Source organism: Streptomyces sp. NPDC088762 (assembly GCF_044750905.1).
In the GTDB taxonomy this organism is placed as follows: domain Bacteria; phylum Actinomycetota; class Actinomycetes; order Streptomycetales; family Streptomycetaceae; genus Streptomyces.
On the sequence record NZ_JBIVKT010000004.1, the window covers coordinates 224287 to 246635 of the forward strand.

23 protein-coding genes are annotated in these 22349 nt (G+C 71.2%); 6 read left to right on the forward strand and 17 right to left on the reverse strand.

Annotated features, from left to right (window positions below; translation table 11 throughout):
• Positions 1–37: 37 nt before the first annotated feature.
• On the forward strand, positions 38–1207 hold the full coding sequence (locus ACIP5M_RS12525; RefSeq protein WP_401196299.1) for an Ig-like domain-containing protein: 1170 nt from the start codon (positions 38–40) through the stop codon (positions 1205–1207).
• A gap of 124 nt (positions 1208–1331) precedes the next feature.
• On the forward strand, positions 1332–2918 hold the full coding sequence (locus tag ACIP5M_RS12530; protein ID WP_401195554.1) for a CocE/NonD family hydrolase: 1587 nt from the start codon (positions 1332–1334) through the stop codon (positions 2916–2918).
• Positions 2919–2992: 74 nt separating this feature from the next.
• Here the strand turns inward: ACIP5M_RS12530 and ACIP5M_RS12535 are convergent, their stop codons facing one another.
• The 12 genes from ACIP5M_RS12535 to ACIP5M_RS12590 all read right to left on the reverse strand — a co-directional run bounded on the left by ACIP5M_RS12535 (position 2993) and on the right by ACIP5M_RS12590 (position 12946).
• Positions 2993–3874, reverse strand: coding sequence for an amino acid ABC transporter permease (locus tag ACIP5M_RS12535; protein ID WP_401195556.1), 882 nt, complete (start codon positions 3872–3874; stop codon positions 2993–2995).
• Positions 3871–4515: an amino acid ABC transporter permease gene (locus ACIP5M_RS12540; protein WP_401195558.1), complete on the reverse strand. Its 645-nt coding sequence runs from the start codon at positions 4513–4515 to the stop codon at positions 3871–3873. The genes ACIP5M_RS12535 and ACIP5M_RS12540 overlap by 4 nt, the downstream gene beginning before the upstream one ends.
• Positions 4516–4531: 16 nt before the next feature.
• Positions 4532–5437 carry a glutamate ABC transporter substrate-binding protein gene (locus ACIP5M_RS12545; protein ID WP_401195560.1) on the reverse strand — a complete coding sequence of 302 codons (906 nt, stop codon included), beginning with the start codon at positions 5435–5437 and terminating at the stop codon, positions 4532–4534.
• 43 nt (positions 5438–5480) lie between these two features.
• The gene (locus tag ACIP5M_RS12550; RefSeq protein WP_401195563.1) at positions 5481–6224 is read right to left on the reverse strand and encodes an amino acid ABC transporter ATP-binding protein; all 744 of its coding nucleotides are present in this window, start codon (positions 6222–6224) and stop codon (positions 5481–5483) included.
• 105 nt (positions 6225–6329) lie between these two features.
• Positions 6330–6770: a DUF6278 family protein gene (locus ACIP5M_RS12555; RefSeq protein WP_401195565.1), complete on the reverse strand. Its 441-nt coding sequence runs from the start codon at positions 6768–6770 to the stop codon at positions 6330–6332.
• Between the two features lie 57 nt (positions 6771–6827).
• Complete coding sequence (locus ACIP5M_RS12560; RefSeq protein ID WP_401195568.1) at positions 6828–7619, reverse strand: exodeoxyribonuclease III; 792 nt, start codon at positions 7617–7619, stop codon at positions 6828–6830.
• A gap of 30 nt (positions 7620–7649) precedes the next feature.
• Complete coding sequence (locus ACIP5M_RS12565; protein WP_401195570.1) at positions 7650–8282, reverse strand: MBL fold metallo-hydrolase; 633 nt, start codon at positions 8280–8282, stop codon at positions 7650–7652.
• Positions 8283–8303: 21 nt separating this feature from the next.
• Entirely contained in the window at positions 8304–8897 is a 594-nt protein-coding gene (locus ACIP5M_RS12570; protein WP_401195572.1) for a hypothetical protein, read from the reverse strand.
• Entirely contained in the window at positions 8894–10069 is a 1176-nt protein-coding gene (locus ACIP5M_RS12575) for an ROK family glucokinase (protein ID WP_401195574.1), read from the reverse strand. Before ACIP5M_RS12575 ends, ACIP5M_RS12570 begins: the two co-directional genes overlap by 4 nt.
• Positions 10066–10935 (reverse strand): ATP-binding cassette domain-containing protein, encoded by an 870-nt coding sequence (locus tag ACIP5M_RS12580; RefSeq protein WP_401195577.1) that lies wholly within the window; start codon positions 10933–10935, stop codon positions 10066–10068. The genes ACIP5M_RS12575 and ACIP5M_RS12580 overlap by 4 nt, the downstream gene beginning before the upstream one ends.
• 2 nt (positions 10936–10937) lie before the next feature.
• Entirely contained in the window at positions 10938–11969 is a 1032-nt protein-coding gene (locus ACIP5M_RS12585) for an ABC transporter permease (RefSeq protein WP_401195580.1), read from the reverse strand.
• Positions 11966–12946, reverse strand: a complete 981-nt coding sequence (locus tag ACIP5M_RS12590; RefSeq protein WP_401195583.1) for a substrate-binding domain-containing protein — start codon at positions 12944–12946, stop codon at positions 11966–11968. The genes ACIP5M_RS12585 and ACIP5M_RS12590 overlap by 4 nt, the downstream gene beginning before the upstream one ends.
• A 237-nt stretch (positions 12947–13183) precedes the next feature.
• Between ACIP5M_RS12590 and ACIP5M_RS12595 the strand changes: the two genes are divergently transcribed.
• Positions 13184–14188: a Gfo/Idh/MocA family oxidoreductase gene (locus ACIP5M_RS12595; RefSeq protein WP_401195586.1), complete on the forward strand. Its 1005-nt coding sequence runs from the start codon at positions 13184–13186 to the stop codon at positions 14186–14188.
• A 69-nt stretch (positions 14189–14257) separates the two neighbouring features.
• Here ACIP5M_RS12595 and ACIP5M_RS12600 read toward each other — a convergent pair whose 3' ends face one another.
• Together ACIP5M_RS12600 and ACIP5M_RS12605 are read right to left on the reverse strand one after the other, a co-directional pair.
• Positions 14258–15445, reverse strand: a complete 1188-nt coding sequence (locus ACIP5M_RS12600) for a cytochrome P450 (protein WP_401195588.1) — start codon at positions 15443–15445, stop codon at positions 14258–14260.
• An 85-nt stretch (positions 15446–15530) separates the two neighbouring features.
• Complete coding sequence (locus tag ACIP5M_RS12605; RefSeq protein ID WP_401195590.1) at positions 15531–16457, reverse strand: DMT family transporter; 927 nt, start codon at positions 16455–16457, stop codon at positions 15531–15533.
• Between the two features lie 113 nt (positions 16458–16570).
• On the opposite strand from ACIP5M_RS12605, the gene ACIP5M_RS12610 reads away from it, so the two are divergent.
• Entirely contained in the window at positions 16571–16963 is a 393-nt protein-coding gene (locus ACIP5M_RS12610) for a hypothetical protein (RefSeq protein WP_401195593.1), read from the forward strand.
• Positions 16964–16999: 36 nt separating this feature from the next.
• Here the strand turns inward: ACIP5M_RS12610 and ACIP5M_RS12615 are convergent, their stop codons facing one another.
• On the reverse strand, positions 17000–17617 hold the full coding sequence (locus ACIP5M_RS12615) for a dihydrofolate reductase family protein (RefSeq protein WP_401195596.1): 618 nt from the start codon (positions 17615–17617) through the stop codon (positions 17000–17002).
• 211 nt (positions 17618–17828) lie between these two features.
• Here ACIP5M_RS12615 and ACIP5M_RS12620 point away from each other — a divergent pair, with 211 nt between their 5' ends.
• On the forward strand, positions 17829–18566 hold the full coding sequence (locus ACIP5M_RS12620; protein ID WP_401195599.1) for an SDR family oxidoreductase: 738 nt from the start codon (positions 17829–17831) through the stop codon (positions 18564–18566).
• Between the two features lie 115 nt (positions 18567–18681).
• Here the strand turns inward: ACIP5M_RS12620 and alc are convergent, their stop codons facing one another.
• Both alc and allB read right to left on the reverse strand, forming a co-directional pair.
• Positions 18682–19800 carry an allantoicase gene (gene alc / locus ACIP5M_RS12625; RefSeq protein ID WP_401195601.1) on the reverse strand — a complete coding sequence of 373 codons (1119 nt, stop codon included), beginning with the start codon at positions 19798–19800 and terminating at the stop codon, positions 18682–18684.
• A 2-nt stretch (positions 19801–19802) separates the two neighbouring features.
• Positions 19803–21137 (reverse strand): allantoinase AllB, encoded by a 1335-nt coding sequence (allB, locus tag ACIP5M_RS12630; protein ID WP_401196301.1) that lies wholly within the window; start codon positions 21135–21137, stop codon positions 19803–19805.
• 336 nt (positions 21138–21473) lie between these two features.
• On the opposite strand from allB, the gene ACIP5M_RS12635 reads away from it, so the two are divergent.
• On the forward strand, positions 21474–22277 hold the full coding sequence (locus ACIP5M_RS12635) for an IclR family transcriptional regulator (protein WP_401195604.1): 804 nt from the start codon (positions 21474–21476) through the stop codon (positions 22275–22277).
• Positions 22278–22349 lie beyond the last annotated feature (72 nt).

The following is a 22349-nucleotide window of genomic DNA, read 5'->3' on the forward strand; positions in this document are numbered from 1 at the left end:
GAAGGGGCCTTCGTTGAGCCGCACACGTCACACCGCCATGGCCGGCACCGCACTTCTGGTCCTCGCGCTGACCGCCTGCGGGGGCGGCTCGGGAGCCGCCGGGAGCGGGGCCGGTCAGGCGGACTCGAAGCAGAAACCGGACATGGCCCTTTCGGTGAACCTCACGGGCGATCAGGTCAAGGCCGGAGAGCCGGTGAAGGTGACCCTCGCCGACGGCAAGCTGTCCCTGGTGAAGGTCACGGACGGCAAGGGCGGGGAACTGGCCGGCCGGATATCCGCCGACGGCAGGACTTGGACCTCGGAGCGCAGCGCCCCGCCCGGCACGGACTACAAGGTGGAGGCGCAGAACACCGACAGCCAGAGCGCGGCCCTGCAGTTCAAGACCTCCGCCGCCGACAAGGTGAACAAGGTCTCGATCAACGTGGCCAAGGGCAGCACCGTGGGCGTGGCCATGCCCGTCTCCCTGGTCTTCGACAATCCGGTCCGGAACAAGGCCGAGGTGGAGAAGCAGCTGAAGGTCACCACCTCGGACAACACCGAGGGGTCCTGGGGCTGGTTCAAGGACTACTCCGGAAACGACCGGGTGGACTGGCGGCCGAAGGACTACTGGAAGTCCGGCACCGACGTGAAGGTCGAGATGAACCTGAACGGCGTGGACTCCGGCCCGGGGGGCGGGCTCTTCGCCCGGGACTACACCACCGAGTTCAAGATCGGCAAGGACCGCCGGATGGAGGTCAGCCTCGACACCAAGAAGATGAAGGTGACCGAGGACGGCCAGGCGGTGAGCACCATCCCGATCTCGGCCGGCACCCCCGGCGGCAAGAAGGCCTCCTGGTCCGGGAAGATGGCGCTGATGGCCAAGGAGGGCACCATCCGGATGGACTCCCAGACGGTGGGCCTGGGCGATGCCTACGACAAGATGGTCGACTACTCGATGCGGCTGACCTGGTCGGGCATGTACGCGCACGCCGCGCCGTGGAACAGCGCCAACTTCGGAAGGGCCAACGCCAGTTCCGGCTGCGTGGGGATGAGTGACGCGGACGCCGCCTCCTTCTACGCCCGGGTGCAGGTCGGCGACCCCTTCGAGGTCGTCGGCGAGGGCTCGAAGGGCAACGCCGACATCGGCAACGGCTACGGCGAGTGGAACCTCTCCTGGGACCAGTGGAAGGCCAAGAGCGCCCTGTCCGGCGCCCCTCAGAACGGCTGAACGCTCCACTGACTCTTGTTCAATCGTTACCAGTGCGTAACTTACCGGCGGGTTACCCCCGGTAATCCCCTCCGGTTACCGTCGGGTCACTTTGACAACCCCGGCGTACGCGAGGAGCGATTGAATGCAACGCACCACCACCGCCGCGGCCGTGGCGGCGCTGCTGGCGGCAGCCGCCCTGGGCCTGGCCCCCCACCAGGCCCAGGCGGCTCCCACGGCTTCCGCGCCGGCCTCCGCCGACGCCTCCCCGGAGCTGCGGTTCCACGACATCCCCGGCTCCGGAGGCATCACCCTCAAGGGCAACGTCTTCACCCCGGCGGGCGCCCGCGCGGGCCAGAAGTACCCCCTGATCGTGCTGCCCACCAGCTGGGGCATGCCGCAGATCGAATACGTCGCCCAGGCCAGGCAGCTCGCCGACTCCGGCTACGTGGTGGTCAGTTACACCTCCCGCGGCTTCTGGCTCTCCGGCGGACAGATCGAGGTGGCCGGCCCGCCGGACATCGCCGATGTCTCCGCGGTCATCGACTGGGCGCTGGCGACCACCCCCGCCGACCCCGGCCGCGTCGGCCTCGGCGGCGTCTCGTACGGCGCGGGCATCAGTCTGCTGGCCTCCGCGCACGACCCGCGCGTCAAGGCCGTCGTCGCGCTCAGCGGCTGGGCCGACCTCATCGACTCCATCTACTCCGGCCGCACCCAGCACCTCCAGGCCGCCGGCATGCTGGGCGCCGCCGGCTACCTCACCGGCCGCCCCGGCCCCGAACTGCAGCAGATCCTCGGCGACTTCCTCGGCTCGAAGCTGGAGAAGGAGCAGGCGATGATCGAATGGGGCAGGAAGCGATCGGCCGCCGAGCAGGTGGACCTGATCAACGCCAACGGCGCCGCGATCATGCTGGGCAACGCCTGGGGCGACACCATCTTCCCGCCCAACCAGTACGCGGAGTTCTTCGAGCAGCTGACCGGCCCCAAGCGCCTCGAGTTCCGGCCCGGCGACCACGCCACCGCCGAGGCCACCGGTCTGCTCGGCCTGCCCAACGACACCTGGACCCACGCCCACCGCTGGTTCGACCGCTACCTCAAGGGCGAGCGCAACGGCGTGGACACCGAGGCCCCGGTGCAGATCAAGTCCCGCAGCCAGGAGGGCTACGAGGGCTACGCCGACTGGAAGTCGGTCGGTTCCGGCGACACCGAGAGGATCGCGCTCTCCGACGGCGAGCACCTCTTCGCCAACGTGGACTCCGGCGCCAACGGCGGGATCATCTTCCTCTCCAGCGTCCTCGACCAGTTCGTCAAAGCGCCCCCCGCCGCCTCCATCCCGCTCCTCCCCCGCGCCTTCGCGGCGGTCTGGCAGTCCGAGCGCTACGGCGAGGACCGCCGGGTGCGCGGCACGGCCCGGCTGCACACCACCGTCACACCCACGAAGGCCGACGGCACCTTCGTCGCGTACCTCTACGACGTGGGCCCGCTCGGCATCGGCAAGCTGGTCAGCAACGCCCCGTACACCTTCCACGGCCGCACCCCGGGGCAGGCGTTCGGCGTGGACCTCGAGCTCTTCTCCACCGCCTACGACGTGCCCGCGGGCCACCGGCTCGCCCTCGTCGTCGACACCGTGGACCCGCTCTACATCGAGCACAACCCCACCGGCGCGCAGCTGACCTTCTCCTCGCCGCGCACCGATCCCTCGTACGTCTCGGTGCCGCTGCGCGAGCAGTGATCCACGGCTGCTGCCGGACCGGGGGTCGCCCCGCGCCCCCGGCTCGCAGGGGCGCAAGGGTCCTTGGGGGCGTCCTACTCCCGGCCCTGCAGCACCATGCCCGGATCGGGCGGCGCGACCTCCACGGCCTCGGTCTTGAGGTTGCGCCGCTCCCGCCGGGCCACCCAGGTGGCGAACCAGGACAGCAGCATGCACATCCCGATGTAGACGGGCGAGATGATCATCACGACGGGGATGAAGGGCAGGTCGTAGTCGAGGTTGGAGGCGATCAGCTTGCCCGCGTGCAGGAACTCCTCGTAGGTGATCAGGAAACCGAGGGAGGTGTCCTTCAGGGCCACCACCAGCTGGCTGATGATGGCGGGGAGCATCGCCCGGACCGCCTGCGGGGCGAGGACGTGCGTCATCACCTGCGTCTTGCGCATGCCGAGCGCGTACGCGGCCTCGCGCTGCCCTGCGGCCACCGCGTTGATGCCCGTACGGAAGACCTCCGCGAGCACCGAGCCGTTGTACAGGGTCAGTCCCGCCACCAGCGCGGGCAGCGGCTGGACCTTCAGCGCGACGAAGATGAAGAAGATCATCACCAGCACCGGCATGGCCCGGAAGAACTCCACGCACAGCGTCGACAGCCAGCGCACCGGCCGGTGGACCGAGAGCCTGCCGGTCGCGAGCACCGCGCCGAGCACGAGCGAGAGCACCGAGGCGTAGGCGAAGGCCTTGAGGGTGTTGCCCAGGCCCTTGAGCAGCAGGTCCTGGATGCCCTCGTAGGCGAAGGGCCGCCACTTGGCGTCGGTGAACTGGCGGGTGTCGAAGAGCAGGTAGAGGATCCAGGCCAGCAGGCCGAGGATCAGCGCGGTCGACAGGATCCCGTAGAGGAAGTGCCGGCGCCGGGCCTGGGGGCCGGGGATGTCGTAGAGGGCGGTGGACTGCGTGTCCCCGTGGAGCGCGTGCGCGGTCATCGGGCGACTCCGAAGCGCTTCTCCAGCACGTTGAAGAGCGCGCTGATGGACAGGGTGATGATCAGGTAGCCGACGGCGATCCAGACGAAGGTCCAGATGATGCTGTAGCCCAGCTCGTTGAGGGTCTTGTACGTGCCCAGCAGCTCGGTGACGCTGAAGGCGCCGGCGATCGCGGAGTTCTTGGCGAGGGCGATCAGGGTGGAGCCGATGGGCGGGATGACGGAGCGGAAGGCCTGCGGGAGGACCACCGCGGCGAGCGTCTGGCCGAAGGACATCCCCAGGCTGCGGGCCGCCTCGCCCTGGCCCTTGGGCACGGTGTTGATGCCCGACCGCAGCACCTCGCAGATGAAGGCGGACGTGTAGCAGCCCAGAGCGAGGACGGCGAAGAGCTGGAAGGGCAGGACCAGCCCGAAGCGGGGCAGGCCCAGCAGGACGGCGAAGAAGAGCAGGGTGAGCGGGGTGTTGCGCAGGACGGTGACCCAGACCGTGCCGAAGACCCGGAAGGAGCCGACGGGTGCGACGCGGAAGGAGGCCATGACGAAGCCCAGGACCAGGGCGAGGAGAGAGGCGTAGACGGTCAGCTCGACCGTGCCGAGGAACCCCTTCCCGTAGAGCGAGAAGTTCTCGGTGAGTACGTCCATGGCGGTGTCCTCTCCCTCAGCCCGCCGGGTAGCGGTCGATGGGCGGCGGAGTGGGGGCGGGCACGCCGGACAGGCCGAGCGTGGCCTCGTAGGCCTTCTTCCAGTTGCCGTTCTTCTCGTTCGCCTCCAGGGCGTCGTCGAGCGCGAAGCGCAGGGCGTTGTCGCCGCGTGGGACGCCGATGCCGTAGGGCTCCTCGGAGAACGGCCTGCCGACCACCTTGAGCTCCTCGGGGACCTTGGCCGCGTAGCCGAGGAGGATCGAGTCGTCGGTGGAGACGGCGTCGACCTGGTAGGTGAGCAGGTTGTCCACGCAGACCGAGTAGGTGTCGTAGGCGACGAGGACCGCCTTGGGGAACTCCCGCTGGAGGCGCTGGTACGGGGTGGAGCCGGCGGCCGAGCAGACCTTCTTGCCCGCGAGGTCCTCGGGGCCCTTGACGGCCTTCTCGCTCCTGCGGACCAGGAGGGACTGGCCGGCCATGAAATAGGGGCCGGCGAAGCCGACCTGCTTCTTGCGGTTGTCGTTGATCGTGTAGGTGCCGACGTAGTAGTCGATCTGGCCGTTCTGCAGGGCCGTCTCGCGGTTGGCGGAGGCGATCGTACGGAACTCGATCGTCTTGGGGGCGAAGCCGAGCGAGGCGGACATCATCTTCGCGATCTCGATGTCGAAGCCGGAGTAGCCGCCGCTCGCGGGGTCCTTCTCCCCCATGTACGGCTGGTCCTCCTTGGCGCCCACCACGAGGTGGCCGCGCCTGCGCGCCTTCTCCCAGGTCGGGGAGGCGGGCAGCCGGAAGCCGGTGTCGACCTCGTACGCGGGCAGGTCCTCCGGCTGGGGCCCCTTGACCGGTGGGCTGCCGGACCTGCCGCATCCGGTGGCGGCGGCGAGCAGGACGGCGACGAGGGCCAGGGGGCGCAGGTGTCTCATGCGCAGGTGTCTCACGCGCAGGTGTCTCATCGGTCGGGCCCCCTCAGTGCTTGAGGATCTTGGAAAGGAAGTCCCTGGCCCGCGCGCTCTCGGGCGCCGTGAAGAACTCCTCCGGGGTCCGGTCCTCGACGATCCTCCCGTCGGCCATGAACACGACGCGGTTGGCGGCGGAGCGGGCGAAGCCCATTTCATGGGTGACCACGACCATGGTCATGCCCTCCCTGGCCAGCTGCTGCATGACCTCCAGCACCTCGTTGATCATCTCGGGGTCGAGCGCGGAGGTGGGCTCGTCGAACAGCAGGGCCTTGGGGTCCATGGCGAGGGCGCGGGCGATGGCGACGCGCTGCTGCTGGCCGCCGGAGAGCTGGGCGGGGTACTTGCCGGCCTGGTCGGCGAGGCCGACCCGGTCCAGGAGCTCCCGGGAACGTTTGTCCGCCTCCTCCCTGCGGCGCTTGCGGACCTTGACCTGCGCGAGGGAGATGTTCGCCAGGACGGTCTTGTGCGCGAAGAGGTTGAAGGACTGGAAGACCATCCCGACCTCGGCGCGCAGGTGGGCCAGTTCCCTGCCCTCGGCGGGGAGCGGGTGTCCGTCGAGGAGGATCGTGCCCGACTCGACGGTCTCCAGCCGGTTCATGGCCCGGCACAGGGTCGATTTGCCCGACCCGGAGGGGCCGATGACCACCACCACCTCCCCGCGGCCGACGGTGAGGTTGATGTCTTGTAGTACGTGCAACTGCCCGAAGTGTTTGTTGACGTCCCGCAGCTCGATCAACGGATCGACGGCCATGCGCTGCCCTGCCCACTTGTCGGTGTCGAGGTCAGCGCAAACTATCCAGCCCGGGAAGGGCACTTCACCTCGACACGCCTAAAGGGGACATAAAGCTGGCCGGGGTCAGCCCTCCGAGGCTTCGGCATAGGCCTGGCTGAGCTCGGGGGAGCCGGTCATCGCCCAGGAAACCCCTGATTCGATCACGTTCAGCTCGCGTCCCGAGGCCAGCCGGATCACCGGCTGGCCGTTGGGCCACACCTGCCAGGCGGCGCCGGGGGTGGTGCGGATGATCACCGTCCCCAGATAGAAGCCCGCGTCGTTGCCGAGCCACGGCACGATCTCGGGATCCCGCCGCCAGCGGGGCATCAGCTGGTCGAGCGCCTCCAAAGACTCCTGGCTCCCGTCCAGTTCGAGCCCGGCCGACCTCGCCTGGACGCGCAGCATCTCGCACTCCGAGAACAACTCGGCGACGCCCTCGGGATCGTCCGCGAGGGCGGCGGCGAGACCCGCGCCCTGTTCCGATTCGTGCCGGTTCAGCCAGTTGCCCAGGAAAGGGATGTTCATACCGCCCAGCGTCGCACCAGGATCCGCCATCGGCCATAGGGCGCGCCTGGACGGGCTTCAGCCGTCGACGTCCAGGTCCAGGTCGACGACCACCGGGGCGTGGTCGGAGGCACCCTTGCCCTTGCGCTCCTCGCGGTCGACGTAGGCGTCGGTGACGGCCTTGGAGAAGGGCGCGTTCCCGTACACCAGGTCGATGCGCATGCCCCTGTTCTTGGGGAAGGCGAGCTGGCGGTAGTCCCAGTACGTGTACGGGCGGTCGTACTTGAGCGGACGCGGCAGCACATCGGAGAGCCCGGCGGCCCGCAGCGCCTCCAGGGCGGCCCGCTCGGCGGGCGTGACGTGGGTGAGGCCCGCGAAGACGGCCGGGTCGTAGACGTCCTCGTCGGTCGGGGCCACGTTGAAGTCGCCGAGCACGGCGAAGGGGCGGGGCCCTGCCGCGTCCTCGGCGACGGCGGCGGTCAGGGCGCGGAACCAGTCCAGCTTGTAGCCGTAGTGGTCGTGCTCGACCTCGCGGCCGTTGGGCACGTACACCGACCAGAGGCGGACCCCGCCGCAGGTCGCGGAGATCGCGCGGGGTTCGTCGACCCCCTCGTAGGCGGGTCCGCCGGGCAGCCCCATGACCACGTCGTCGAGGCCGACCTTCGAGAGCAGGGCCACGCCGTTCCACCGGCCGGTGGCGTTGACGGCCGACTCGTAGCCCAGCTCGCGCAGCTCGGCGTGCGGGAACTGCTCCGCGGAGCACTTGGTCTCCTGGACGCACAGGACGTCCGTGCCGGAGCTCTCCAGCCAGGCGAGCAGACGGGGCAGCCGGGCGGTGATGGAGTTGACGTTGAACGTGGCAATACGCATGCCTCCCAACCTACCGCCCGGCACCGACAGTCATAGCCGGGCGCTGTCCCCGGCGCCGAGCCGGCCGTGATCGGTGCGGCCGAGGGTGTCCAGGGCGAAGTCGTAGATCGGCCGTGCGATGTCGGAGAGGTAGGCGTCGTGGATGTCGATGGCCCGGCGCGGCTTGACCTCGCGGACGTAGTCGATGACCTCGGAGACCTTGTTCCAGGGCGCGTGCACGGGGAGCATCAGGGCCTCCACCGGGGCGCCGGGCACGGTCAGGGCGTCCCCGGGGTGGAAGAGGGAGGCGTCCACCAGGTAGCCGACGTTCGTGACCCGCGGCAGGTCCGGGTGGATCACCGCGTGCAGTTCACCGTGCACCTGGACGTCGAATCCGGCGGCGGTGAAGGCGTCGCCGTGGCCCACGGTGTGCACCCGGCCCGGATAGGCGGGGGCCAGCTTCTCCGCGACGCTGCGCAGGGTCCACAGCCCGGCTGCCGGATTCGCGTCGAGGGCGGCCCGCAGCCGGCCCTCCTCGAAGTGGTCGGGGTGTTCGTGCGTGACCAGCAGGACGTCCGCCCCGAGGCCCGCGTCCGGTTCGCTGAAGGCGCCCGGGTCGATGACGAGCGTGCGCCCGTCCTTCTCCAGCTGGACGCAGGAGTGCAGCCGCTTGGTGAGCTTCATGATCCAAGGCTAGGGGGTGTCTTACGGGGTCGTGGTGGAAACCACGTAGACCCTGGGGTGCTCCGGGTGCGTCATGTCGACCGTGATGTCCCGGGTGGGCCGCGGGTCCGGCTGCTCCAGGGTGATCCCGTACCAGGTGGCCTTGGGGCTCCAGCTCCAGCCCGCGACTTCGGCGTCGTGCGGGGAGATCGCGACTTCGCCCGGGTTCAGCGCGGCCCGGCTGGTGCCGACGGAAGCGAGGAAGGCGTCCAGGTCCTCCGGGGTGACCGCGAAGGCGGTGAAGAGCCGGCTGGTGCGCCAGTTGTTGGTCTCCAGGAACCCGACCCGCCAGGCCTTGTCCGGGATGGGGACCTCGTAGATGCTGCGCTGCACCTTCGAGGGCCAGCCGGGCCGCACCTTGGTGGCGCCGATCTTCGCGGCCTTGTCGCGGCCGCTCTCGCGGCTCTGCTGGGTGGAGATCGCCAGGTAGCCCGCGGGTACGCCGATCAGCAGCACGATGATGATCGCGGTGATCCAGCGCCGCCGGACGACGTGTCTGCGGTCCTCGGCGGGGGGCACCGGCGCGCCGCCCTCGTCGGGGGCGGACGCCTGGCGGGGCAGGGAGTGCGGTGTCACGCTTTCGGTTCCTGGTCGTCGGGGCCGGTGGTCTCGCGCCGGCCCAGCTGCTGCGCGTAGCGCTCGTACCGTTCGTAGCGCTCCACGCGGCGGCGGGTGGCGCGGCGGAAGCGGCGGGCGACCAATCGGGCGAGGTCGGCGGCTCCGACCATACCCGCCTCGGGGCCGAGCTGGGCCTTGGCGATCCGGGCCTCGGGCCGGTAGCCGCGCCCGGTGAGGTGGCGGCGGAAGGCGTCCCGGGCGGGTCCGATCAGCAGGTCGTCGGCGGCGCTGACGCCTCCGCCGATGACGAAGCAGGAGGGGTCGAGGGCGGCCGCGAGGTTGGCGATGCCGACGCCGAGCCACTGGCCGATGTCCTGGAGGAGCTCGACGCACATCGCGTCGCCCTCCCGCGCCAGCTCGGTGATGAGCGGGCCGGTGATCTCCGAGACGTTGCCGCCGACCCTGGCGATGATGTTGTACGCGACCGGGGAGTCGGCGGCGGCGAGCTCGCGGGCCTCGCGGACCAGGGCGTTGCCGGAGCTGTACTGCTCCCAGCAGCCGCGGTTGCCGCAAGGGCAGCGGTGGCCGCCGGGGACGACCTGCATGTGGCCGAACTCTCCGGCGACCCCGTACCGCCCGCGCTTGACCTGGCCGCCTTCGAGGATGGCCCCGCCGATGCCGGTGCCCAGCGTGATCATGACGAGGTGGTCCTCGCCGCGGCCGGCGCCGAAGCGCCACTCCGCCCAGGCGGCGGTGTTGGCATCGTTGTCGACCATGACCGGGACCGCGAGCCGGGACTGCAGGGCGTCGCGCAGCGGCTCGTCGCGCCAGGCCAGGTGCGGGGCGAACAGGACGCGGGAGCGGTCGGCGTCGACCCAGCCGGCCGCCCCGATGCCCACCGCGTGCACGTCGTGCCGGTCGGAGAGGTCCAGGACCAGTTCGACGATGGTGTCCTCGACGACCTTGGGGCTCTTGGACTTGTCCGGGGTCTCGGTGCGGATCTTCTCCAGGATGATGCCGTCGGCGTCGACGACACCGGCCATCACCTTGGTGCCGCCGATGTCGATGCCGACGGTCGGGACGCGCGGGGCGGTCAGGTGCGACCGGCGCTCACGGGTTCCCACGGTCCGCAGGACGGTGCCCCGCGCCGACCCCCGGTGGGCGAGCGAGAAGTCCCGGTACGTGCTCATCGAGTCGTGTCGTCCCTCGTGGGTGCGGTGGTGCCGGAGGCGTCGGGTGACCGTGATGGGCCTGATTCTGCCACCCGCTCCAGTTCGTGGCTCAGTTCCTCCAGCTCGGAGCCGCCCGCCATCTGCCGGGTGAGCTCGTCGAGGGTGATCGAGTCGCGCGTGTGGCTGCCCGCCATGGTGCCGCGCTTGAGGAGGACGAACCGGTCCCCGACCAGGTGGGCGTGGTGCGGGTTGTGGGTGATCAGGACCACGCCGAGGCCCGCGTCGCGGGCGGCGGCGACGTACTTGAGGACGACGCCGGACTGCTTGACGCCGAGGGCCGCGGTGGGCTCGTCCAGTACGAGGACCTTCGCGCCGAAGTACACCGCGCGGGCGATGGCCACGCACTGCCGCTCGCCGCCGGAGAGGGTGCCGATGGGCTGGTCGACGTCGCGCAGGTCGATGCCCATGCGCAGCAGCTCGGCGCGGGTGGTCTCGCGCATGAGCTCCACGTCGAGGCGGCGGAAGGGGCCGCGGCCCCTGGTCGGCTCGGAGCCGAGGAAGAAGTTGCGCCAGACCGGCATCAGGGGGACGACGGCCAGGTCCTGGTAGACGGTGGCGATTCCCCGGTCGAGGGCCGCGCGCGGGTTGGCGAGGACGGTTTCCTCCCCCTCGATCTCGAAGGATCCGGCGTCGTGCCGGTGCAGGCCCGCGATGATCTTGATGAGGGTGGACTTGCCGGCGCCGTTGTCGCCCAGGACGCAGGTGATCTCGCCCGCCGACACCTCCAGTGAGACCTCCTGGAGGGCGCGGATGTTGCCGTAGTACTTGCTGACGCCGGTCAGCCTCACCAGGGCGGCAGTGCCCTTCCCGTCGGACACGGTCATGGTCACTTCGCCTCCGCCCGCTTGCGGACCCATGCGTTGAGCAGCGTCGCGAGCAGCAGCATCGCGCCGAGGAAGAACTTGAACCAGTCCGGGTTCCACTGGGCGTAGACGATGCCGTTGCTGGTCATGCCGAAGATGAACGCGCCGACCGCCGAGCCGATCGCCGAGCCGTAGCCGCCGGTCATCAGACAGCCGCCGATCACGGCCGCGATGATGTAGAGGAACTCGTTGCCGACTCCCTCGCCCGACTGGACCACGTCGAAGGAGAAGAGGATGTGCTGGCCGGAGATCCAGGCGCACAGGGCGACGCCCATGTAGAGGCCGATGCGGGTCTTCACGACGGGCACGCCGGTCGCCCGGGCCGCGTCGGCTCCGCCGCCCACCGCGAAGATCCAGTTGCCGGCGCGGGTGCGCAGCAGGATCCAGGTGGCGACGGCCACCAGGGCCAGCCACCACAGGATGGTGACCTTGAGGGTGACCGAGCCGGCGTTCCACTGCGAGGCGAAGAGGGCACGGGCGGAGGGGAAGCCCTCCATGTCGGCGATGGTCTTGGTGGAGACCGAGCCGCTGATCAGCTTGGTGAAGCCGAGGTTCAGGCCGGTGAGCATCAGGAAGGTGCCGAGCGTGATGATGAAGCTCGGCAGCTTGGTGCGGGTCAGCATGAAGCCGTTGAAGAAGCCGACGGCCAGGGTGACGGCCAGGGAGACCAGTACGCCGACCCAGACGTTGGCGGTCATCTGGTAGCTGAACATCGAGCTCAGCAGCGCCGAGGTGGTGACCAGGACACCGGCGGAGAGGTCGAACTCGCCGCCGATCATCAGCAGCGCCACGGGGACGGCCATGATCCCGATGGTGGAGGCCGAGTACAGGATCGTGCTGAGGCTGGAGGCCTGCAGGAAGCTGTCGGCGGCGAAGGAGAAGAAGACGAAGACGGCGGCGGCGCCGACGACCGCGCCGAGCTCGGGGCGGCCCAGCAGCCTGCGGACGAGCGAGGTGGGCGCCAGCCGTTCGTCGACGGCGGTGGCGGCGCTCATCGGCTGCCCCGCTTGATGAACTCCTCCAGCTTGGCGGACTCGGCGCCGGTGACGATCTGCGGCCCGGTGAGGACCGGGCGGCCGCCGCCGAGCACGTCCGCGTTGTAGCGGTGGAGCCAGAGCAGGTCGATGGCCTCGTAGCCCTGGAGGTAGGGCTGCTGGTCGACGGCGAAGCCGAGGGCGCCGGACTTCAGGTCGCGGGCGACGGACTCGTTGAGGTCGAAGGTGTCCACCTCGGCCTTGCTCGCGGCCGCGTCCTTGGCCTTGATCGCGGTCGGGGCGAAGGGCGCGCCGAGGGTGAGGACCGCGTCGACGGAGGGGTCGGCCTGGAGCTTCGCCTGGATGGCCGCCTGCACCGAGGGCATGTTGGTGCCCTCGACGTACAGGTTCTCCATCGTCCCGCTGAAGGTCTTCTTCGCCCCGGCGCAGCGCTGTTCGTGGCCGACGTTGCCCTGCTCGTGCAGGACGCAGACGGCCTTCTTGCGGCCGCGCTTGCCCAGCTCCGCACCGACCGCCTCGCCCGCGATCTGCTCGTCCTGGCCGATGTGCGTCAGCGCCCCGTACTCGGCGGACTGGGCGGATCCGGAGTTGACCGTGACCACCGGGATGCCGGCCTTGACGGCTTTGGCGATGACGTCCTTGAGGGCTTCCGGCTTGGCGAGGCTGACGACGATCCCGTCGACCTTCTGGTCGATGGCGTTCTGGACGAACTGCGCCTGCTGCTGCGCCTGGTCGTCGTGGGCGTAGACGAAGTTGATGTTGTCCTTCGCCGCGGCCTCCTTGGCGCCCTTCTGGACGATGTCCCAGAAGGTGTCGCCGTCGCCCGCGTGGGTGACCATCGCGAAGGTCCAGCGCGGGGTCGACACGGCGGGCCGGCCCGCCTCGGCGGCCTTCGCACGCTCCTCGGCGCGCTTGCCGCCCGTACTGCTGCAGCCCGCGAGCGAGGCCCCCAGTACCGCCGCGAGCACGGCGCCCACGACCCGTACCCCTGTCCGAACCCTAGCCACGTCGCCGCGCCCTTCCCTCATCCGTCTCGTCCGTCTCGTCCGTCATGGTCCGCCGTCGTCCCCCGGCCGTCATCATTCGGTCATTCCGGATCCATCCGGTTCCATCCGGTTCCAGCCGCCCAGTATCCGCCACAGTGGACCATGCGGGGCCATCGGGGCATGCGCGGGCAGATTGACAGGTACCCCGTACGGGGCCACGTTGAGTGCATGCGCATCGGGCTCATCGGAACGGGCCGGATCGGCTCCTTCCACGCGGCGGCCCTGGCCCGCCACCCGGAGGCGGGCTCGCTCCTGCTCGCGGACGCCGTCCCCGCGCGGGCGGCACGCCTCGCCGACCGGCTCGGGGCCACCGCCGCGCCCTCGGTGGAGCAGGTGTTCACCTGGGGCGTGGACGCGGTGGTCGTGGCCTGCGCCACCGAGGGGCACGCGGAGCTGGTCGTGCGGGCCGTGCGCGGCGGGCTGCCGGTGTTCTGCGAGAAGCCGGTGGCCCCGGACCTGGCCCGCTCCCTGACCGTGCTGCGCGAGGTGGAGGCCGGGGGCGGGCTGCTCCAGGTGGGCTTCATGCGCCGCTTCGACGCGGGCTACCGCACCGCGCGCGAGCTGGTCCGTTCGGGCGCCCTGGGGCGGCTGCACACCGTACGGACGATGACGGCCGATCCCGCGCCGCCGGCCGCCGAGTACCTGGCGAAGTCCGGCGGGCTGTACCGCGACTGCCTGGTGCACGACTTCGACATGGTGCGCTGGGTGACCGGGCACGAGGTGACGGAGGTGTACGCGGCCGGGTCGGACGCCGGTCCCGCGCTCTTCCGGGAGACGGGTGACATCGACACGGCGGCGGCCCTGCTGACCCTGGACGACGGGACCCTGGTCACGGCCACCGGCACCCGGTGCAACGGCGCCGGCTACGACGTGCGGATGGAGCTGGCCGGTGAGCTGGACCAGGTCTCCGCAGGGCTGGACGACCGTACGCCCATCGCCTCGACGGAGCCGCACGGCCCGCCCCCGGCGAGCAAGCCGTGGACGGGGTTCCTGGAGCGGTTCGGCCCGGCGTACGAGGCGGAGCTGGCGGCCTTCGTCCGTCTGGTGCGCGGCGAGGGGCCGAACCCGTGCGACGGCCGCGAGGCACTGGCCGCGCTGCGGATCGCGGAGGCGTGCGAGCTGTCGCGCCGCGAGCGGCGCCGGGTCCGGATGGAGGAGCTGCCGGCCCTGTGAGCGGGCCCGGGTCCCCCTGCCGGGGACGTACCGCACGGGCGGCGGGTACGGAATGCGGCACATGGACGGCTACCAGCGCACCGGCAGCTGTTTCACGCCCCGGATCAGAGTGCCGGGAATCCACTCCCGGGGGCCGGCGCCCGGATCCTCGGCCAGCCCGGGGAAACGTTCCAGCAGGCTCCGGATCGCGATGCGGCCCTCCATGCGGGCCAGCGGGGCGCCGATGCAGAAGTGGATGCCGTGGCCGAAGGCCAGGTGGCTCGGGCCGGTGCGGCGGATGTCGAAGGCGTCGGGCTGCGGGAAGCGCCCCGGATCGCGGTCGGCGGCGGCGAGGGCGACCACGACGGGAGAACCGGCCTCGATGAAGGTGTCGCCGATCTCGAGGTCGGCGCTCGCGAAACGGAAGGTGGCGCTCTCGAGGGGGCCGTCGTAGCGGAGCATCTCCTCGACCGCGCCGTCGGTCAGCCCGTCGGGATCGGCGCGCAGGGCGGCCAGCTGGTCGGGGTGGGCGAGCAGGGCCCGTACGCCGTTGCCGATGAGGTTCACGGTGGTCTCGTGGCCCGCGACGAGCAGCAGGAAGGCCATGCCGACCAGCTCCTGCGGGGACAGCCGGTCGCCGTCCTCGTCGCGCGTACGGATGAGGGCGCTGAGCAGGTCCTCGCCGGGGGTGTCGCGCTTGGCGTCGATGAGCTCGGCGAGGTAGCCGGACATGGCGCGCAGGGCGGCGGTCTCGGCCTCCTTGCCGGTGGGCGCGACGATCTCGGCGGACCACCGGCGGAAGGAGCCCCGTTCGAGGTCGGGGACGCCGAGGAGCTCGCAGATGACGGTCATCGGCAGCGGCACGGCGAAGGACCGGATCAGGTCGGCGCGGCGGTCCGGGGCGGCGGCCATCGCGTCGAGCAGTGCGTCCGTGACCTGCTGGACGCGCGGCCGCAGGGCCTCGACCCGGCGGGAGGTGAACTCGCGGGCCACCAGACGGCGCAGCCGGGTGTGGTGGGGCGGGTCGGAGCGGAGCATGTTGGTGCTGAGGGTGGTGGTGGTGCGGTCGGCGTAGAGGCCGGCGGACTGCCAGTTCTTCGACACGTCGGGGTGGGCGAGGGCCTGCCGGGCCTCGTCGTGGCCGACGATCAGCCAGATCTTCTCCCCGTCGGCCGTCTTGACGCGGTGGACGGGGCCGCTCTCCCTCAAGCGGGCGTAGTGCGGGTACGGGTTCTCGTTGAAGTCGTCGGCGAGGTTGCCGAGGTCCAGAACGGGCATGGGGGCCAGCGTAGGCCCGCAATTGACCTTGGACAGGGGCCCGTTTCAGACATTCGGACGCTCGGTGGACCGGGCGCCCGGGCACTCAGGCGGCGGCCCGGCGGCCCCACGCGGTGCCGGCCAGGACGAGGGCCGCACCCGCGAGGCCGAGGGCGCCCAGGTGCTCGCCGCCGATGACGATGCCGGCGGCCGCCGCCCACAGGGGCTCGGTGCCGAGCAGCAGGCTGACGCGGGACGGCGAGCTGCGGCGCACGGCCCACATCTGCACGAAGAAGGCGAAGAGGGTGCAGAAGACGGAGAGGAAGGCGAGCCCCGCCCACTCGGCCGCCCCGAAGCCGGCGGCGGCGGCCCACGGGCTGTCCCCGGTTCCCGGCACGGCGGCCAGCACGGCGAACACGAGGACGGCGCTCCCCAGCTGCACGGTGGTCAGGGACAGCGAGTCGGCGTCCTGGACGGCCTTGATGCGCGCCATCAGCAGGACGTGCAGCGTGCGGGCGAGGGCGGCGCAGAGGATGAGCAGGTCACCGAGGCTGGGCGCGGTGAATCCGCCCCCCTGGGTCAGCAGCACCACCCCGGCCACGGAGACGGCGGCGGCCGCGAGGAAGGCGGCGGAAGGCGCCTCCCGGCGTACGGCGGCTTCGGCCGGCGGCGTGAAGATCATGGTCAGACTGATGATCAGCCCGGCGTTGGTGGCGGAGGTGTGCACGACCCCGTAGGTCTCCAGGAGGAAGATCCCGCCGAGCACGAGCCCCAGCAGCCCGGCTCCGCGCAGCTGACCGGCGCTCAGCGCCCGCAGCCGCGACCACCCGGCGAGCACCAGCACGGGCAGGACCAGCGCGAACCGCAGCACGAGCACGGCGATCACGGTGTGCGTGGCGGTGATGCCCTTGGCGGCGAGATAACTGCCGCCCCAGACGACCGCGACGGCCAGGACCGGCAGGTCGGTGAGCCAGGTCCGGCGGGGGGCGGCGAGGGCGGGTGCGGCAAGGGTCACCGGGAGCTCCAAGGGCATGTGGGGAGTGGAGACTTCGGCGGCTCGCACGGTGCCCGTCACGCTACCGGAGCCGATCTTGCCGGTCGACCCCGTTTCCGGGCCGTCCGCGCCGGACCCGTAGGATCGGCCGCATGGCTGATCTCTACGCCCTGGACCTCGCCTTCGACCTCGTGGAAGGCACCCCGGAGGCAGTCCTCGCGGAGATCCGGCGCCAGCTCGCGCCGGACCGCGAGAACGACGGCGACGACTGGCGCCTCCTGTCGTCCCGCGGCCCTGCGTGGCGCGTCGGCGGCATGCTCGTGGGCGAGTTCGCCCCGACCGACCGGGGCGGCTGGGCCCTGACCGCCCGCCAGGAGATCCACGAGGAACAGCTCCCGGACCTGGAGGACTTCCTCATGGCCATCGCGCCGCACATCCGCCCGCCGGGCCCGGTCGGCCGCATCCGCCACTACGAGTGCGAATCGCCCGACCTGCTCGTCCTCCGCGAGGGCCGGGTGGTCCAGCTGTCACTCGACCCGCGCTAGACGACCTGAGGGGCGTCCTGGCGCCGGCCCTTCTGCTCAGTCGACGAACGAGCCGAAGGTGGCCCGGCCCTTCGGCCGGTACGAATGGATGGCCGTGCCGGCCGACGTCGTACGGGAAGCGGTCAGCTCGAAGGCCGTCGGCAGCCCGCCCGTCGGGAACAGCCTGCGCCCGGCACCGAGGAACACCGGGAACACCAGCAGGTTCATCTCGTCCACGAGGTCCCGGGCCAGCAGCCACTGCGCGAGCGCGCCGCTGCCGTGCACCTGGAGCTCCCCCTCCAGCGTGTCCTTCACCCGCACGATCTCGCTCTGCAGCTGCTCCCCGTCGAGCACGGTGGCCGGCCCCCACTGCGGCTCCTTGAGCGTCGTCGAGGCCACGTACTTGGGCAGCCGGTTCAGGTTGCCCGCGACCGGGTCGGCGGGGTCGTCGTGCTGCGGCCAGTACGAGGCGAAGATCTCGTACGTGCGCCGCCCGAGCAGAAACGCCTCGACCCGGCCGAAGACCTCGGTGATGAACTGCCCCATCTCCTCGTCGGCGAACGGCACCAGCCACCCGCCGTACTCGAACCCCCCGCTGCGGTCCTCGTCCGGCCCGCCGGGTGCCTGCATCACCCCGTCGAGGGTCACAAAGGTGGTCAGGGTCAGCTTCCCCATGGCTCCGCGCTCCTTGCTCGTCCGTCCTTACACGGGTTCAGACTCCCGGACCCCCGGAAACTCATCGCCGCGCCACGCGGTACCGCGAGGGCGTTGCGGTGCGGGGGCCCGGCCTCCGGAACGCCGTGCCGGATTCCTGCCAGCGGAGAGCGCCCCACTCCCGTTTCATTGAACGCGCAACGAAGTTTGGCCACGAAAGGGGAGGAAACACATGACCGGCAGCAGCATGGTGGCGCTCGTGACCGGGGGGAGCCGGGGGATCGGGGCCGCTGCCGCGGTGCGGTTGGCCGAGGGCGGGGCGGACGTGGCGATCACGTACGTCTCCGACGCCGCGGCCGCGGCGGGCGTCGTCAAGGAGGTCGAGGCGCTCGGGCGGCGGGCCGTGGCCCTTCGGGCCGACGCCGGGGACGCCGACGAGGTGGTGAACGCCGTCGGGGAGACCGTACGGCGGTTCGGGCGGATCGACGTGCTCGTGAACAACGCCGGGATCGGGGTGCTCGGGCCGCTGGAGGGACTCGGGCTCGCCGACGTGGACCGGGTGCTCGACGTGAACGTGCGCGGAGCGTTCCTCGCCACCCAGGCCGCGGCCGGGCGGATGGGCTCCGGCGGGCGGATCATCACCATCGGCAGCTGCATCACCCAGCGGGTCCCCGGGCCGGGAGGCACCCTGTACGCGATGAGCAAGGCGGCACTGACCGGGCTGACCAAGGCGCTGGCCCGGGAACTCGGCGGACGCGGGATCACCGCGAACCTCGTGCACCCCGGGCCCGTGGACACCGACATGAACCCCGCCGACGGGCCCTACGCCGGCCCCCAGGCGGAGATGACGGCCCTGGGCCGCTTCGGCACGGCGGCCGAGGTGGCCGACATGGTGGCGTTCCTCGCCGGGCCGGGAGCCGCGTACGTCACCGGGGCGGAGTTCGCCGTGGACGGCGGTCACGCGGCCTGATCGGGGTGGGGTGAGGAGACGCCCGAGGGGGCGCGCCGTCGTGGACGGTGCGCCCCCTCGGGGCCGTGCGCGCCCCGGGGGTGTCGGCCCCCGGGGCAGTCCGCGGTGGACGGCGTCAGCCGCCCAGCTCCTGGTGGCGGGCGGTCAGCGCGGCCGCGCCGGCCTCCGTCAGGGAGCCGAACAGGCGCAGGCGGGAGAAGCCGCCGTCCGGAAAGATGTCGATCCGGACGTGCGTGCCGACCGCCGGCGCGTCCAGTACGAAGCGGTGGTTGGTGTCGGGCTGCAGGCGGGTGCGCGGCAGGAACTCCTCCCACTCGCCCTCCTCGCCCGTCTTGATGGAGAGCGAGGCCCAGCCCGCGGAGTTGCCCTTGAGGTAGGCGGTGTCGATCTCGACGGCGCGGATCTCGGACTCGGTGACGAGCTGGTAGCGGATCCAGTCGTTGCCGTTGTCACGGCGACGGGCGGTCTCCCAGCCGTCGTCCATCTTGCGGGAGCGGCCCGGGTTGATGGTGTTGGTCGGCGGGGAGTAGAAGCGGTTGGAGGCGTCCTGGACGGAGCCGCCGTTCTCCAGGGCCACCACGTCGAACGAGCCCAGCGCGGCCAGCCACTTCGGGTCCGGCAGGACCTCGCCGTAGACGCGCAGGCGGGCGATGCCGCCGTCGGGGTGCTGGTTGACGCGCAGGTGCGTGAAGCGCTGCTCGACGTTCACCTCGAAGCCGTTGGCCGCGTGGCCGCCGACCGGGGTGCGGGGGACGATGGTCGTCCACTTGACGTCGTCGCCCTGGAGCTCCGCCGGGGTCGGCGCGAGGGCGCCCTCCCAGTTGGTGGCCTCGATGGAGACGGCCTGCGGCATGTTGCCGCGGAAGTGGGCGGTGTCGACGACGATGCCGCGGATGACGCCGGGGGCGCCCAGGCGCACCAGCGCCCAGTCGTGGTCCTCGGCGGTCGGCCAGGGCTGGGTGGCGGAGACGCCGCGGCGGCGGCGGGTCTCCCAGCCGTCCATGACCTTGCCCTTGTGACCGAAGTGCTCGGGGTCGAAGTGGGCGGCCTCGGAGATCAGCAGGTTCTCGCGCTGGGCGAAGAACTCGTCGTTGGCCTCGATGACACCGGCGCCCAGCTCACGGGCGGCGAGGTTCGCGTACTGGGTGAACGGGAAGTCCGCGGTGCGGTAGTCCGCGTACGGGTCGCCGCCTCCGTACGGGTTCGCGTTACCGGTGAAGGAGGGAATCGCCACTGTCAGTTCTGCCTTTCGAGGAGGAGGCCCGTGGGCTCGGTCGGGGTGCCGTGGTCGGCGATCTGCGTACCGCGCAGCCAGGTGGACTTCACGACGCCGTGCAGGGTCTTGCCCGCGTACGCCGTGACCCGGTTGCGGTGGTGGAGCTCGGCCGGGTCCACAGTGAACGTTTCTTCGGGGGCCAGGACGGCGAAGTCGGCGTCGCGGCCCACCTCGATCGCGCCCTTCTGCGCCAGGCCGGCGAGGGCGGCCGGGGCGGCGGACATCCAGCGGACGACGTCCTCGAGGGTGCGGCCGCGGCGGCGCGCCTCGGTCCAGATGGCCGGCAGGCCGAGCTGGAGGGAGGAGATGCCGCCCCAGGCGGTGGAGAAGTCGCTGGTCTTCAGGTCCGCCGTGGAGGGCGAGTGGTCCGAGACGATGCAGTCGATGGTGCCGTCGGCGAGCGCGTCCCACAGGAGGTCCTGGTTGGCGGCCTCGCGGATGGGCGGGCAGCACTTGAACTCGCTGGCGCCGTCCGGGACTTCCTCGGCCGTGAGGGTGAGGTAGTGCGGGCAGGACTCGACGGTGATCTTGACGCCCTCGGCCTTGGCGGCGGCGATCAGCGGCAGCGCGTCGGAGGAGGACAGGTGCAGGACGTGGACGCGGGCGTTCAGCCGCTTCGCCTGGGCGATCAGGTTCCCGATCGCGGTGTTCTCGGCGTCGCGGGGACGGGAGGCGAGGAAGTCGGCGTACTTGGGGCCCGGGACGACGGGCGCGGCATCGAGGTGGTGCGGGTCCTCGGCGTGCACGATCATCAGGCCGCCGAAGCCGGTGATCTCGGCGAGGGAGGCGGCGAGCTGGTCCTGGTCGAGCTCGGGGAACTCGTCCACGCCGGAGGGCGACAGGAAGCACTTGAAGCCGTACACGCCGGCGTCGTGCAGCGGTCGCAGGTCCTTGACGTTGTCCGGCAGGGCGCCGCCCCAGAAGCCGACGTCCACGTGCGCCTTGGCGCGGGCGACCTCCTGCTTGACGCGCAGGTTCTCCGTCGTGGTGGTGGGGGGCAGGGAGTTGAGCGGCATGTCGAGGATCGTGGTGATGCCTCCAGCCGCGGCGGCGCGGGTGGCCGTCCAGAACCCTTCCCACTCGGTGCGGCCCGGGTCGTTCACGTGGACGTGGGTGTCGACCAGGCCGGGGAGCAGGACGTCGTCGCCGAAGTCCTCCAGCCGGGCTCCGGCCGGTACCTCGGCGTCGTGCGGCAGCACGGCCGTGATCTTCCCGCCGGCGACGGCCACCGAGGCGGCGCGCGTCCCCTCGGGGGTGATGACGCGCGTCGAGCGCAGTACCAGTTCCACAGCCACGTCGGCCACCGGAACCTCCCCATCTACTTCCACAGAGCGAAATTCAACGTTCTGTTGACGGAGTCTTCACCCCGATCCGGGGCCAGTCAAGAGCGCCCGGACGGACTGCTGACACGCAGGGACCGCAATTGGATGTTTCCACAGGATGGAATTAAGATTTCACTATCCAGAATGTAGCTACCGCCACCATGTACCGGGGAGGTAACTTCCCGAGGACGTCCGCCCCCGGACAAACCGCCTCTGACCGGCGGGGACGGTTGTCGCCCCGGCTCTAGGGCCGACGCCGACCGACCGGTAGGCTGCTTCCTTGCCTGCCAGCACCGAAAGGACCGCGCCGTGCCGACGTCCAGCGCCAGCACCACCGACGCTTCCGCCAAGCCCACTGCCGCCAGCGGTGGCGTCCAGTCCCTTGAGCGCGCCTTCGATCTGCTTGAACGCATGGCCGACGCCGGAGGCGAAGTCGGCCTCAGCGAGCTCTCCGCCGCCAGCGGACTGCCGCTGCCGACCATCCACCGTCTCATGCGCACGCTCGTCGCGTGCGGCTACGTCCGCCAGCAGCCCAACCGACGGTACTCCCTCGGCCCGCGCCTGATCCGCCTCGGCGAGTCCGCGTCGCGGCTGCTGGGCACCTGGGCGCGCCCCTACCTCGCCCGCCTCGTCGAGGAGACCGGCGAGACGGCGAACATGGCCCTGCTCGACGGGGACGAGATCGTCTACGTGGCCCAGGTCCCGTCCAAGCACTCCATGCGCATGTTCACCGAAGTCGGCCGGCGCGTGCTGCCGCACTCCACCGGCGTGGGCAAGGCGCTGCTGGCCTACACTCCCGCCGAGGAGGTACGGGCCCTCCTCGCCCGCACCGGGATGCCGGCGGCCACCGAGAAGACCATCACCACGCCCGAGGGCTTCCTCGACGCGCTGGAGCAGGTCCGCAGGGCGGGCTACGCGGTCGACGACAACGAGCAGGAGATAGGGGTCCGCTGCCTCGCCGTGTCGGTGCCCAATTCGCCGACCGCCGCCGCGATCTCCATCTCGGGTCCGGCGGGCCGGGTGACCGAGGCGGTGGCCGAGTCCTTCGTGCCGATCCTCCAGGGGGTCGCCGAGGAGCTGTCGGTCGCCCTGGCCAACCAGAGCCCTGCCTAGGCCCTCTGGGCACCTCCCCGCGTACGCAGCGCTGCGCCCCGCCGAGCGGTCAAGGACCCGGCGGGGCGCAGC

Coding starts and splice junctions, on each gene's coding strand:
- ACIP5M_RS12585 (WP_401195580.1), bottom strand. CDS start 11,969: ATGAGCGCCGCCACCGCCGTCGACGAACGGCTGGCGCCCACCTCGCTC.
- ACIP5M_RS12555 (WP_401195565.1), bottom strand. CDS start 6,770: ATGAACATCCCTTTCCTGGGCAACTGGCTGAACCGGCACGAATCGGAA.
- ACIP5M_RS12580 (WP_401195577.1), bottom strand. CDS start 10,935: ATGACCGTGTCCGACGGGAAGGGCACTGCCGCCCTGGTGAGGCTGACC.
- ACIP5M_RS12575 (WP_401195574.1), bottom strand. CDS start 10,069: ATGAGCACGTACCGGGACTTCTCGCTCGCCCACCGGGGGTCGGCGCGG.
- ACIP5M_RS12560 (WP_401195568.1), bottom strand. CDS start 7,619: ATGCGTATTGCCACGTTCAACGTCAACTCCATCACCGCCCGGCTGCCC.
- ACIP5M_RS12540 (WP_401195558.1), bottom strand. CDS start 4,515: ATGGACGTACTCACCGAGAACTTCTCGCTCTACGGGAAGGGGTTCCTC.
- ACIP5M_RS12620 (WP_401195599.1), top strand. CDS start 17,829: ATGACCGGCAGCAGCATGGTGGCGCTCGTGACCGGGGGGAGCCGGGGG.
- ACIP5M_RS12530 (WP_401195554.1), top strand. CDS start 1,332: ATGCAACGCACCACCACCGCCGCGGCCGTGGCGGCGCTGCTGGCGGCA.
- ACIP5M_RS12525 (WP_401196299.1), top strand. CDS start 38: ATGGCCGGCACCGCACTTCTGGTCCTCGCGCTGACCGCCTGCGGGGGC.
- ACIP5M_RS12605 (WP_401195590.1), bottom strand. CDS start 16,457: ATGCCCTTGGAGCTCCCGGTGACCCTTGCCGCACCCGCCCTCGCCGCC.
- ACIP5M_RS12615 (WP_401195596.1), bottom strand. CDS start 17,617: ATGGGGAAGCTGACCCTGACCACCTTTGTGACCCTCGACGGGGTGATG.
- ACIP5M_RS12550 (WP_401195563.1), bottom strand. CDS start 6,224: ATGGCCGTCGATCCGTTGATCGAGCTGCGGGACGTCAACAAACACTTC.
- ACIP5M_RS12535 (WP_401195556.1), bottom strand. CDS start 3,874: ATGACCGCGCACGCGCTCCACGGGGACACGCAGTCCACCGCCCTCTAC.
- ACIP5M_RS12565 (WP_401195570.1), bottom strand. CDS start 8,282: ATGAAGCTCACCAAGCGGCTGCACTCCTGCGTCCAGCTGGAGAAGGAC.
- ACIP5M_RS12545 (WP_401195560.1), bottom strand. CDS start 5,437: ATGAGACACCTGCGCCCCCTGGCCCTCGTCGCCGTCCTGCTCGCCGCC.
- ACIP5M_RS12600 (WP_401195588.1), bottom strand. CDS start 15,445: ATGCCCGTTCTGGACCTCGGCAACCTCGCCGACGACTTCAACGAGAAC.
- ACIP5M_RS12595 (WP_401195586.1), top strand. CDS start 13,184: ATGCGCATCGGGCTCATCGGAACGGGCCGGATCGGCTCCTTCCACGCG.
- ACIP5M_RS12610 (WP_401195593.1), top strand. CDS start 16,571: ATGGCTGATCTCTACGCCCTGGACCTCGCCTTCGACCTCGTGGAAGGC.